The sequence below is a fragment of the Alteromonas abrolhosensis genome, from assembly GCF_001953635.1.
Classification (GTDB): domain Bacteria; phylum Pseudomonadota; class Gammaproteobacteria; order Enterobacterales; family Alteromonadaceae; genus Alteromonas; species Alteromonas abrolhosensis.
The window spans coordinates 260,891-273,674 of the sequence record NZ_MEJH01000006.1; the positions used below are offsets into that span (position 1 = coordinate 260,891).

Sequence of the window (12,784 nt, forward strand, 5' to 3'; positions counted from 1 at the left end):
CAGTATGAGTCAGGATGAAAATCCCATTCGTTATTTTGACAACCGCCTTCAAAAAGAGGCCGTGAAACTCTTGCCGGGACAGTATTACGCCACCGCTTCAGATAAAGCGTTAGTAACCATCTTGGGCTCTTGTGTGGCTGCGTGTATTTTCGACCAGGAAAAGAAGATTGGCGGTATGAATCACTTTATGTTGCCCGATCTCAACTTCACCACGAACCTCGACGCTTGCTTAGCCACAAAGTACGGTGTACATGCCATGAACATGTTAATCGATCAGCTTGTTCACCTTGGCGCTCGTCGCAATAAGCTCGTGGCTAAAGCGTTTGGAGGGGGGAAGGTACTGCCTGGATTTGTGCAGCAGGACATTGGTCGAGTCAACGCTGAATTCGTTTTGGAATATCTGGATAACGCAAATATACCGCTAATTAGTAGCGACTTAATGTCTACCTATGCACGCAAAATTTATTACTTTCCGGCCGACGGCAATGTTTACATGAAGCGAATTCGTGAGTTTAACAATGCCACGCTTTACGAGCGTGAATCAACCCATCGGGTGTTACTCTCTGAACAAGCCAAAACTGGTGTTATTTCTTTTTCGGAACAGTCACATGCCTATAAAAGTCCTCGTAGTTGATGACTCTGCGTTAATACGCCAAATCCTGTCAGAAATTATCACGCGTGATCCTAACTTATCACTGGTGGGGGCGGCGCCAGACGCCTATGTTGCAAAGCGAATGGTACAAGAGTTCAGGCCGGATGTTATTACTCTAGACATAGAGATGCCGAAGGTAGACGGGCTACGTTTTTTAGAAGTAATGATGAAGGCGATGCCAACCCCAGTTGTAATGATATCTACGCTGACTGAACGAGGTGCCGATGCAACATTGCGTGCGTTGGAGCTTGGCGCGGTAGATTTTATGGCAAAGCCAAAGCTAGGTGTGGCGCAAGGCATGGCGGAATATGCAGCGGTTATCGTTGAAAAGATAAAGGCCGCCGCTCACTCAAGACTGGGCCAACCAACCCAAACACGTTGCACAAAACATGCTTCCATGCGCTATACCGGCACCGAAAAACTAATTGGTATAGGCGCATCAACTGGGGGAACCGAAGCAATAAAAGACGTGATCATGCATTTTCCTCGCAATGCACCAGCTACCATTATTTCCCAACACATGCCGCCGGGCTTTACCACCACCTATGCCAAGCGGCTCGATAGCCTTTGTGAGATAACCGTTAGAGAAGCCCATGGAGGTGAACGTTTGTTGCCGGGTTTTGCGTATTTAGCGCCAGGTAATAAGCATTTGAAAGTAGAACGCAGTGGCGCAGATTACCGTTTAACCCTTGATGATGGGCCCAAGGTATCTGGGCACAAGCCCTCTGTTGACGTTATGTTTGATTCATTGGCTGAGCATGCTGGCGCAAACGCGGTGGGTGTGCTGCTTACCGGTATGGGGCGCGATGGGGCGCAAGGCCTTAAGAATATGCACACCAAAGGTTCCGTTACCTTTTGTCAGGATGAGAAAACCTGCGTTGTTTATGGTATGCCCAAAGTGGCTGTAGAAATGAAAGCCGCTAGTTTTATCAAGCCGTTAGAAGATATTTCAGATGCAATTTTGGATACGCTTGAAGAACTGGGAGCGGGCTCGCGCCTTTAACATTGATACAAAAAACCAAAGTGCCGAACTATTGTATGGTTCTATCTTAGCGCTCTAGTAATATTGATGTGTCGCAAATGTCACCAATGTAATAAGTTAACAAAAATATTCAAAAGTATAATTGTTGAAGCTGGAATCTTGGCCATAATTTGATCGTGTTTTGTACATCCGTTAACGCGGTAGTAACAATTGAGGTACGATTGTGGTCGCCATAGCAGCAAGTTACTTGGATAATTTTTTCTCTAACAAGAGCAACGCTTTTATTATCGCGTTTCTTATGATGTTGGCGAGTTGGAGTCTGGCTTTTACGTCTATAGCGCACCTCGGCCTTGCTGTCAGTTCTGTTTGCGTCCTATTTTTGCTCTTTGTCCTTCTCAAAGTGACTCATGGTAATCAGGCTCATGCAGGTAGTAGTGCAAGCCAATCAAATCAACAGGTTTCATACCCAGACCACGCTTCATTAGCTAATGAATCAATGGATGTAGCAGTGTCTGAGGCCAGCAGCATACTCACCGTTACCTCATTAAATCTTGCGGATATATTCTCAACACAAAATGACGCGGTTGCCACATTAAGCGACTCGTTTATTTCGCTCCAAACCCTTCTGGGGCAGCAAGAAACGAGTATCAATAATCTGATAAAAGATGACGATAATAGTGATTGTGCCTATGCCGACAAAATGCGCACTTTTGCTTCTGATACCGATACCACACTAACGCAGTTTATCGCCTCAACAACTGAAATGACCAACTCTACAAGAGCGTTAGAGACTCAAGTGCAAACCATTCAGCAGGCTATGCCTACTGTTATCGAAGCCTTAAGTGGTATTGATGATATTTCTTCTCAGACCAATCTGTTGGCGCTAAACGCAGCCATTGAAGCCGCGCGAGCCGGTGAAGCGGGTCGCGGTTTTGCTGTAGTTGCCGACGAAGTACGTGCGTTATCTACTCGCTCTACCCAGTTTAGCGACGTAATCAAAACGCAAATAGAGAACATAAAATCGCTTATCGATAAATTGACTGAGACCGCAGAAGTTGTGGCGTCACAGGACATTTCTCACGTGGTGAATGCAAAAGATGCGATAAGCGAGCAACTTAAAGGCATTATCAAAAAAGCCGAAGCGGATATTCAAGGCGCAAGCGAACTTGAAGCAATTCGTCAGCAGTTGGCAGATGCAACAGCGGCGGCCATTCGCGGCTTGCAGTTTGGTGACATAAACGGCCAGAACCTCACATACACCCGCGAAATCATCGATTTCATAGTGTTACAGCTTTCAGAACTCAGCCCCGATACGGCGGCGAAAGTAAAAGAAAACCTAGCCAACTATCAGACTTCGCTAACCGAGAAAGGACAAGCCGACCACAACCCTGTTTCGGCGACGTCGATGGACGCGGGTGACGTAGAACTTTTTTAACAGCAAGAATAAATAGTTACACAACCTTGTGTGATTAACCCTGACATTTTTATAGGTGATTGAGTTATGAGCAAAAGCATACTGATTGTGGACGACTCTGTGTCTATTCGCCAGATGGTAGAGATGACCCTTAAGTCGGCGAACTATAACGTTACAACGGCACAAGATGGTCAAGATGCGTTGGACAAATGCCAAGGCGCACGTTTTGACTTCGTGCTTACCGATCAAAACATGCCTCGAATGGACGGACTTACGCTCATTAAATCACTTCGAGGTTTAGCTAACTTTAAGTCTACGCCAATTGTCATGCTTACCACAGAAGCAGGTGATGACATGAAAGCTAAAGGCAAAGCAGCGGGAGCAACGGGTTGGATGGTGAAACCTTTTGATCCCAACAAGCTACTCGATGTGATGAAGCGCGTTTTAGGCTAGTTAAGAGTCGATTCGAATAGGGTAAATGGGAGTCAGTCATGACCATTGATGTAAACCAATTTCACGGTGTGTTTTTTGATGAGAGTGATGAGCATCTCCAAGATATGGAGCAGTTGCTCATGACTTTGGATGTGGATGCGCCAGACCCTGAAGAGCTGAACAGTATCTTTAGAGCGGCGCACTCCATAAAAGGCGGCAGTGGGATTTTCGGTTTTGATGCGTTGATGAATCTGACTCACGTAATGGAGAATTTGCTCGACAAAGCCCGAAACCAGGAAATTCAGGTTACGGCGGAAATCGTTGATGTTTTTCTGCAAACCCTAGATGTGCTGAAGGACACGTTATCAGCTTATAAAGAACAAACAGACCTTCCCCAAGAACAAATCGACGCTAGTATTAAGGTACTTGAAGACACTCTGGCAAGTGCGTCAGGTCAAATGCCACAAAACGCGCAGGAGGAGTGTGAGCAAAGCGTGCAAGGTGAAGCTAACGCAGGTGATGAGATTGAAGGTTTTGGATTCTTTGATGAAGACGAGGCTGAATCCCATGAAACCACATTAGATACTCCTCAAAGCCAAAATAGCGCAGATGAAATCGAAGGCTTTGGACTGTTCGAAGATGAAACGCTATCAACAGAGACGCAAGCTCAACGTGAAGCGGATACTGACGCTGGCAAAGTTGATGAGGGTTTTGGTTTCTTCGAACCAGACGTACTTCCCATAAAACCAGAAGTTACTCAGTCTACTTCACAACAAGCCACACCCAAACAACCTATTGTTAAACCGGTTAAAACGAAACCGAAAGCCGCGACGAAAGAGGCCGCGTCAATTCGTGTAGACATTACCAAAATTGATGCAATGGTTAATTTGGTTGGTGAACTGGTAATCACACAATCTATGCTTTCCAACGTAGGCCAAGAAGTTGAAGGGCAAGTAGGAGAGCGCCTACAGCTTGCCATAGACGAGTTGCAGCGCAATACCCGTGAAATTCAAGAGTCTGTCATGTCTATGCGTATGCTACCGGTAAACATGACGTTCAATCGCTTTCCCCGTGTTGTACGCGACCTGTCTTCGAAGCTAGGCAAGAAAGTCGATTTGGTTATTCAAGGTGGCAACACAGAAATTGATAAGAGCCTTATCGAAAAACTGGTCGACCCACTTACGCACTTAGTCAGAAATAGTATCGACCACGGTATCGAAAGCCCTGAAAAGCGCAGAGCATGTGGCAAAGCCGAGAACGGTACTGTTATCTTAAGTGCCGAGCAAAAGGGCAGTAGCATCATCATTGGCATTATTGATGACGGCGCTGGCTTGAACAAAGAACGCATTCTAGAAAAGGCGACCCAGAACGGGCTACCCGTATCGCCTGACATGCCAGATAGTGAAATTTGGCAGCTAATATTCCAGGCGGGCTTTTCCACCGCCGCAGAAGTTACCGATGTGTCAGGTCGAGGCGTTGGGATGGATGTGGTTCGCAGAAACATAGAGTCTATTGGCGGGCGTATTGAAATAGAATCCTCGCAAGGTGAGGGCTCTGCCTTTTATATCCACTTACCACTCACGCTGGCAATTGTTGATGGCATGTGCGTCTCGGTTGGCGACCAGATTTTTGTCATCCCACTGCTTAACGTCATCGAGTCATTTCAGCCCACATCATCTCAACTGAAAACCCTAGGCAACGACAAAGTATTGTGGATTAGGGATCAGTATTGGCCACTGGTTTCGCTTACTCAGCTTATGCAGGTAGACGGCGGTATAACCGAACCAACTAAAGGCATTGTCGTGCTACTAGAGAGCAGTAAAAAGCGCTACGGCGTGCTGGTAGATTCTCTTGTGGGCCAACAACAAGTCGTAATTAAGAGCCTTGAGCAACATTACAAAAAAGTAGCAGGGATTGCAGGCGCCACCATCATGGGGGATGGCAAGGTTGCCATGATTTTGGATGCAGACTCAGTGGCTTCCACCTGTACTCATGTTCCAAATGAAGAGGTTTCACTATGAGCGAAGCAGTCCTACAGCAAGCCGTTAGTGCGTCGAAAGAGAACGAATTTTTAAGCTTCGTCTTGGGCGAGGAGCATTATGCCCTTGATATCACCACGGTAAAAGAAATTCGCGGTTATGAGCAAGTAACCAAAATAGCCAACGCGCCAAGCTTCATTAAAGGCGTAATTAACCTTCGAGGCGACATCGTACCCATCGTGGATTTGCGCATTAAGTTCAAGGTGGGTGAAGCCACTTATAACGATTTTACGATCGTCATTATGCTTAACGTTCACGAGAGGATCGTTGGCATTGTGGTAGACGGTGTATCTGACGTTATTCGCCTTTCCGAAGAAGACATGCTGCCGCCACCTGAATTCGGTGTGGCGTTTGATAGCAAATACCTTCACGGTCTGGCGGATGTCGATGAACACATGGTTATTTTAGTCAATATAGAAAGCTTAATTACAAGTAATGAATTGGGTTTAGTTGAAACAAAAGCGCAAGCGGTCGAGGGCTGAGAAAATGGGAATTATGACGTGGTTAGAGGACTTTACAAAAGCAACGGATGTTAACCAAGCATTAAGAAACAAACAGGCACTTGACGCAACTACCTGCTGCATCATGATGGCCGATGCCGACAGAAATATTATCTATGCAAATGAGTCTGTTAAGTCGCTGCTAAAAGAGAATGAAAAGAAATTGCAGGCAGTTCTCCCTAATTTTTCAGCTGACGATTTAGAAGGGCAGAACATCGATCAGTTCCATCGTAACCCGTCTCACCAACGCAGCATGCTTGCTGAATTGAAATCTACAACTACCTCTACGATTAGCATTGGGGACCTGAACTTCAAACTAACGCTAACCCCATTTTTCGACCAAGACAACCGCAATATAGGCACCATGGTTGAGTGGGTTGACCAATCTGAGTTGCTGACTAAAAGTGCCATGCTAGATGCGTTAAACAAAGCTCAGGCTGTCATCGAATTTAATGCAGAAGGCGTTATTCAAAACGCCAACGATAACTTCCTTAACGCATTGGGGTATGGCTTGAACGAAATTGTTGGCAATCACCATAAAATGTTTTGTGATGCGCAATACATTCGCTCAGAGGAATACGCCCAATTTTGGCGCGATCTCAAAGCCGGCATGTCGAAAAATGGCGAGTTTTGTCGCTTCGACAAAATGGGTAAAGAAATATGGATCCAAGCCACCTACAACCCAGTCTTTGACGGTGAAGGTAAGGTTATTCGCGTTGTTAAATTCGCCACTGATATTACAGCGACTAAGCTACGTAATGCCTATTTCGAAGGACAAATAAACGCAATCAACAAAGCTCAAGCGGTTATCGAATTCGACCTTGAAGGTAAAATCTTAAATGCCAACGAAAACTTCATAAATACTGTTGGCTACAGCCTAGATGAAATTAAAGGCAAGCATCACAGCATGTTTGTTGATGATGAATATAAACGCAGTGTTGAGTACAGTCAGTTCTGGGAACAGCTGCGTCAAGGCGTGCAGTTCACTGACGAATTCAAGCGCGTGGGCAAAGGCGGGAAAGTAGTTTGGATCCAAGCATCTTATAACCCCATTTTGGACCAAAACGGCAGACCCCACCGTGTAGTGAAATATGCCATTGATATCACGGGCAGAAAGCAAGCCATCAGCGATATTAAAACTGCCATGCAAGAGCTTGTTCAAGGCAATTTAGATTGTCGCATAGAACACGAGTTTGAAGGTGAATTCAAAGAGCTTGGCACGTCAATCAATCGCTTCATTGAAGATATGCGCCGTATCATTGGTTCTATCAGTGATGTCATGACCCGTTTATCAGCGGGTGATTTGACAGCAGAACTTGATGAACAATTTGAAGGTGAATTCCAAGTTCTTGGCGATGCTATTAACCAATTCGTTAGCGAAATGTCAGGCACTATTGGCTCAATCTATCAAGCCGTAGAAACCATTAACACGGCATCGTCGGAAATAGCTACAGGTAACGCAGATTTATCAAGTCGTACTGAACAACAAGCATCTAGTCTTGAAGAAACCGCGTCGAGTATGGAAGAGCTTACCGGCACAGTAAAACTCAACGCTGAAAATGCCGAGCAAGCCAATAGCTTAGCCTCACAGAGCTGTGAAATCGCGTCGCGGGGTGGAGAGTTAATTCGTCAGGTAGTCGATACCATGTCGTCTATCAACGAGTCTGCACAAGAAATCTCAGACATCATCGGCGTTATCGACGGCATTGCATTCCAAACCAACATACTTGCTTTAAACGCTGCGGTAGAGGCGGCACGAGCAGGCGAACAGGGTCGTGGTTTTGCGGTAGTAGCCTCAGAAGTACGAAGCCTTGCTCAACGGTCTGCTGAAGCAGCGAAAGAAATCAAAGAACTTATCTCAGATTCAGTAAGCAAAATTGACGGTGGGAATAAGCTGGTTAATCAATCTGGCGACACCATGGAAGAAGTGGTGACCTCTATCAAGCGAGTCAACGACATTATGTCTGAAATAGCAGCGGCGAGTTCTGAACAAGCTTCGGGAATTGAAGAAGTAAGCAAAGCGGTTGTGCAAATGGATGAGATGACGCAACAGAATGCCGCGCTAGTGGAAGAGGCTGCGGCTGCCGCAGAAAGTTTGCAGCAGCAAGCGGGAAGTTTATCTGAGCGCGTGTCGGCCTTTAACATTGGTGATAAGGCAGCAGTTAATGAGGTGCAACGCACTAACGTTGCGCCGTCGAATAAGAACAAACACGTTGCACCGGTTACAGCAATCAAAACGCAAAAGAAACTGGCTCCCAAAGTGCCAAACAGTGACGATTGGGAATCATTCTAAAAACGAAGGCGAGTTCTTGAAATGGAACTCGCCTTTTTTATTACACAGCATTTAGTTTGGCGCTTTTAAAGCAGAGCGTCGCAAATCAGGTGGATGAAATTATGGGCGTATTTAATATATTTCATAATGAAGAGTTAATAGCGGCACAGCGTCTTTCACGCTTTCAAGAACAAGCGCTAAGCGAGAGTACCGCATGTTTGATGTTGATTGATTCTGAAGGAGCAATCACCTTTGCCAATAAAGCATTTTACGCATTGGCCAACGAGCACCAAGCTCAGTTTGAGCGCGCTTTGCCAGGTATCAACTTTCAAGGTCTGACGGGCTCCACTATCTCTGCGTTCTTTGCTAACAATAGTGACCTGAATTTGCGTTACAAAAACTGTGAAAGTAGCGATGCCTTTTTGCTACCAGTGGGCAATCTGCTCTTTACTCTTAAGCTATCTACCATAAAAAGCGTAGAAGGCGAAAAGCTCGGTACTATGGTGGAGTGGCTTAACGATCAGGATCTGCAATACAAGACAGGTTTGCTAACAGGGTTAGATCGTTGCCAAGCTGTTATTTCCTTTACACCAGAAGGGATAGTGGAAGACGCGAACGAAAACTTTTTAAAAGTAACCGGCTATTCGAAAGAAGACATTGTCGGTAAGCATCATCGCCTTTTTGTACTGCCAGACTACGGTGTGTCTGAAGAATACAAATCATTCTGGGAATCGCTGCGAAACGGTGAGCACAGCAGCGGTGAATATTGCCGCGTAGCGAAAAACGGCGATAAAGTATGGATCCAAGCCTCTTACAATCCAATCTATGACAAACTCGGTAATATTGTTCGGGTAGTGAAATTTGCCACCGATGTAACGGAGCAAAAGCGCAAAAATGCCGACTATGAAGGCCAAATTAACGCCATCGACAAGTCTCTTGCTGTTATTGAGTTCGACCTTGAAGGCGTTATTCAAAATGCCAACGCAAATTTCTGCGCTACAACGGGCTATGAGCTGAATGAAATCAAAGGTCAGCATCATAGTATGTTTGTTGAACCCAATTACAAGATGAGCCCTGAGTATGCTGCATTTTGGCGAGATTTGAAAAAAGGCGAATTCAAGTCGGGTGAATTTAAACGTGTGAGAAAGGACGGTAGCGAGCTGTGGATCCAAGCATCCTATAACCCCATCTTCGACGAATTCGGGCAACCAACTAAAGTAGTAAAATACGCGTCTGATGTCACCGAACAAAAGCTAAAAAACGCGTTTAACACAGGGCAGATAGATGCCATAAGTAAATCACAAGCAGTGATCGAGTTTGATACAAAAGGCAATATTCTCGTCGCCAACGACAATTTTCTGGCAACAGTTGGTTATTCCCTTGACGAAATTGAAGGCAAACACCACCGCATTTTTGTGACTAAACAAGAGCGAGAATCTGAACAGTACCAATCGTTTTGGAAAAAACTGGCAGAAGGCCAATTTTACTCAGGTGAATTTCATAGAATTGCGAAAGACGGCTCAGATATTTGGATTCAAGCGACCTACAATCCTATCTTAGACTTGAGTGGCAATGTGGTTAAAGTGGTGAAATACGCCAGTAACATCACCGAACAAAAAGTTAAAAACGCTTACTTTGAAGGGCAGTTAGCGGCAATAGGAAAGTCCCAGGCCGTCATAGAGTTCAATATGGATGGCATTATTCAGCACGCCAATGAAAACTTTCTAACTACGGTGGGTTACACCTTAGATGAAATCAAAGGTAAGCACCACAGCATGTTTGTCGACCCTGCTCACCGAGCTAGCCCTGAATACGCGGCGTTTTGGGATGCGCTACGCAGCGGCACTTTTTCTTCAGGTGAATATCGTCGACTGGGTAAAAACGGCAAAGAGATATTTATTCAGGCCACGTACAACCCCATATTAGATCATAACGGTAAGCCTTTCCGTGTAGTTAAGTTTGCCACCGACATCACGGGCAGAACCCAAGCCGTTGATGAAATTAAACACGTAATGACCAAGCTGACTGAGGGCGACTTAACCGTCAATATTGAACATGCCCTAGACGGTGACTTTGCGGTGCTGGGCGAAGCTATCAATCGTTTCATCAACGAGATGCGCAGCACCATTACAAGTATTAACGAAGCAGTAGAAACCATAAATGTGGCGTCTGGTGAGATTGCAACGGGCAATGCTGACCTATCAAGCCGCACCGAGCAGCAGGCTTCAAGCCTTGAAGAAACGGCATCGAGCATGGAAGAGCTAACGGGAACCGTAAAACTCAACGCAGAGAATGCTGAGCAAGCTAATGGCCTAGCCGCACAGGCAAGTAAAATAGCTACAGAAGGGGGGCAGGTAATAGGTGAAGTGGTGAAAACCATGACCCAGATTAACGACTCGGCACAAGAGATTTCCGACATTATCGGCGTTATAGACGGCATCGCTTTTCAAACCAACATCCTTGCTCTAAACGCAGCGGTAGAGGCTGCTCGCGCGGGCGAGCAGGGTCGAGGCTTTGCGGTCGTCGCATCAGAAGTAAGAAACCTGGCTCAGCGTTCAGCCGAAGCTGCGAAAGACATTAAAGAACTAATTTCTGATTCGGTGAATAAAATTGCCAGTGGCAACGAGCTGGTGGTGAAGTCTGGTGACACCATGGCAGAAGTCGTAACTTCAATTAAGCGAGTAAACGACATTATGTCGGAAATTGCCGCTGCGTCAGCCGAGCAAGCGGCGGGTATTGAAGAGGTGAGCAAAGCCGTCATTCAGATGGACGAAATGACTCAGCAAAATGCAGCGCTTGTAGAAGAAGCGGCGGCCGCCGCAGACAGCTTGAAGCAGCAGTCGTTGCAATTGAATGAGCGTGTGTCGGTGTTCGAGGTGGGAAAAGGGTTGTCGATGGAACAAAAGCATATCGCTGCACTTTCTCACAATAATATTAAGCAACCGCGTGTAGCATCAGTAATAAACCACACGTCACGAGCACAAGCGCTAAAGCCTGCGATGCCTGATGAAGCTGAGTGGGAGTCATTCTAATGACAACGGTTGCTTCATCATTAGATAGCACACGGGAGTTCGCCTTTGAAAAGGCGGACTTCCACAAAGTGCAGAACATGCTCTTTAAAAAAGCGGGCATAAAGTTGTCTGACGCGAAAGAAGCGATGGTATACAGCAGGTTAGCTCGACGTATTAGAGCCCTTAATCTCAGAAGCTTTAACGACTATTTAGGTGTGGTTGATAAATCTGAACCTGAGTTAGAGCAGTTTATTAATGCGTTAACTACTAACCTTACGTCGTTTTTTCGTGAGCCACATCATTTTACTGCGCTGGCAGACCATTTAAAGCAACATCCTGAAGTCACCACTATTTGGTGTGCAGCCAGTTCAACCGGAGAAGAGCCATACTCTATTGCCATGGTTGTGGCAGAAGCGTTTGGAAGCTTTAAAACACCGGTGAAAATCATTGCGTCGGACATTGACAGTAAGGTGTTACAGAAAGCTCAAGCAGGTATATACCCTTTAGCGTCTATCGCGAAAATTTCCTCCCATCGTCAGAAGCAGTTTTTTCACAAAGGTAAAGGTGCCAACGACGGGAAAGTAAAAGTAGTGGATGAGCTAAGACGTATGGTGCAATTTAAGAAGCTTAACCTTACTGATGCAACGTGGGACGTAAAAGGCCCACTAGATGTCATATTTTGTCGCAACGTGATGATTTACTTCGACAAGCCTACCCAATTAAAGGTATTGCAAAAAATGGTGGGAATGCTGAAACCAACAGGGCTTTATATGGCAGGGCATTCTGAAAACTTCAATATGTGTACTAATCTTGTGAGACCGGTAGGTAAAACCATATATCGCCCGGTTAATTAGGAGCATGTGTGGAATCTTGTAATTTCGAAGTGCCAATTAGCTATTACGACAAGCGGTTTTCCACCGACGCCGTAAAGTTATTACCCGGTCAATATTTCGTAACCACGCAAGATAAAATGCTGGTGACTGTACTGGGGTCTTGCGTGGCGGCATGCCTGTACGACCCCGATACGGGAATAGGCGGCATGAATCACTTTATGTTGCCCACTGTAAATAAAACCGCCAGTGAATTCGAAAAGACACAAGGCATGGCTGCAAAATACGGGGTGCATGCCATGGAAATTCTCATTAATGATTTAGTTAAAGCGGGAGCCAACAAAACCAGAATAAAAGCAAAAGTATTTGGTGGCGGAAAAGTTGTACCTTCATTTGTGCAGCACGACGTTGGCATGTTCAACGCAGAGTTTGTGACAGCCTTTTTAAATACGGAAGGCATTCCGATATTGGCAAGTGATTTATGTGACGTATATGCGCGCAAGGTTTATTTCTTTCCTAGTAACGGTAACGTCTTCATGAAGCGGATCCACGAGCTTAACAACGCCACTATTATTGAAAGAGAAAGTCAGCATAGGTGGGAGCTTTCAAGGCGAGCGCCCAGCGGTAGCGTAGATATTTTCGAGGACTAACA

10 protein-coding genes are annotated in these 12,784 nt (G+C 45.6%); all 10 read left to right on the forward strand.

Going from position 1 to position 12,784, the window contains the following annotated elements:
* Positions 1–4 precede the first annotated feature (4 nt).
* The 10 genes from cheD (BGK61_RS11440) (at position 5) to cheD (BGK61_RS11485) (ending at position 12,782) form a co-directional block, all read left to right on the forward strand.
* Positions 5–634 (forward strand): chemoreceptor glutamine deamidase CheD, encoded by a 630-nt coding sequence (gene cheD, locus BGK61_RS11440; protein WP_014997028.1) that lies wholly within the window; start codon positions 5–7, stop codon positions 632–634.
* Complete coding sequence (locus tag BGK61_RS11445; RefSeq protein WP_076012685.1) at positions 609–1,655, forward strand: protein-glutamate methylesterase/protein-glutamine glutaminase; 1,047 nt, start codon at positions 609–611, stop codon at positions 1,653–1,655. Before cheD (BGK61_RS11440) ends, BGK61_RS11445 begins: the two co-directional genes overlap by 26 nt.
* A gap of 202 nt (positions 1,656–1,857) precedes the next feature.
* Positions 1,858–3,069, forward strand: a complete 1,212-nt coding sequence (locus BGK61_RS11450) for a methyl-accepting chemotaxis protein (protein WP_076012686.1) — start codon at positions 1,858–1,860, stop codon at positions 3,067–3,069.
* A gap of 66 nt (positions 3,070–3,135) precedes the next feature.
* The gene (locus BGK61_RS11455) at positions 3,136–3,501 is read left to right on the forward strand and encodes a response regulator (RefSeq protein ID WP_014947941.1); all 366 of its coding nucleotides are present in this window, start codon (positions 3,136–3,138) and stop codon (positions 3,499–3,501) included.
* 38 nt (positions 3,502–3,539) lie between these two features.
* Positions 3,540–5,501 carry a chemotaxis protein CheA gene (locus tag BGK61_RS11460; RefSeq protein ID WP_076012687.1) on the forward strand — a complete coding sequence of 654 codons (1,962 nt, stop codon included), beginning with the start codon at positions 3,540–3,542 and terminating at the stop codon, positions 5,499–5,501.
* Entirely contained in the window at positions 5,498–6,001 is a 504-nt protein-coding gene (locus BGK61_RS11465) for a chemotaxis protein CheW (protein WP_076012688.1), read from the forward strand. Before BGK61_RS11460 ends, BGK61_RS11465 begins: the two co-directional genes overlap by 4 nt.
* 4 nt (positions 6,002–6,005) lie before the next feature.
* Complete coding sequence (locus BGK61_RS11470; RefSeq protein WP_076012689.1) at positions 6,006–8,312, forward strand: methyl-accepting chemotaxis protein; 2,307 nt, start codon at positions 6,006–6,008, stop codon at positions 8,310–8,312.
* A gap of 101 nt (positions 8,313–8,413) precedes the next feature.
* Positions 8,414–11,323, forward strand: a complete 2,910-nt coding sequence (locus BGK61_RS19825) for a methyl-accepting chemotaxis protein (RefSeq protein WP_076026076.1) — start codon at positions 8,414–8,416, stop codon at positions 11,321–11,323.
* On the forward strand, positions 11,323–12,156 hold the full coding sequence (locus BGK61_RS11480) for a CheR family methyltransferase (RefSeq protein WP_076012603.1): 834 nt from the start codon (positions 11,323–11,325) through the stop codon (positions 12,154–12,156). Before BGK61_RS19825 ends, BGK61_RS11480 begins: the two co-directional genes overlap by 1 nt.
* Positions 12,157–12,164: 8 nt before the next feature.
* A complete protein-coding gene (gene cheD, locus BGK61_RS11485; protein ID WP_014997036.1) occupies positions 12,165–12,782 on the forward strand; it encodes a chemoreceptor glutamine deamidase CheD in 618 nt (205 codons plus the stop codon).
* The last annotated feature ends 2 nt before the right edge of the window (positions 12,783–12,784 follow it).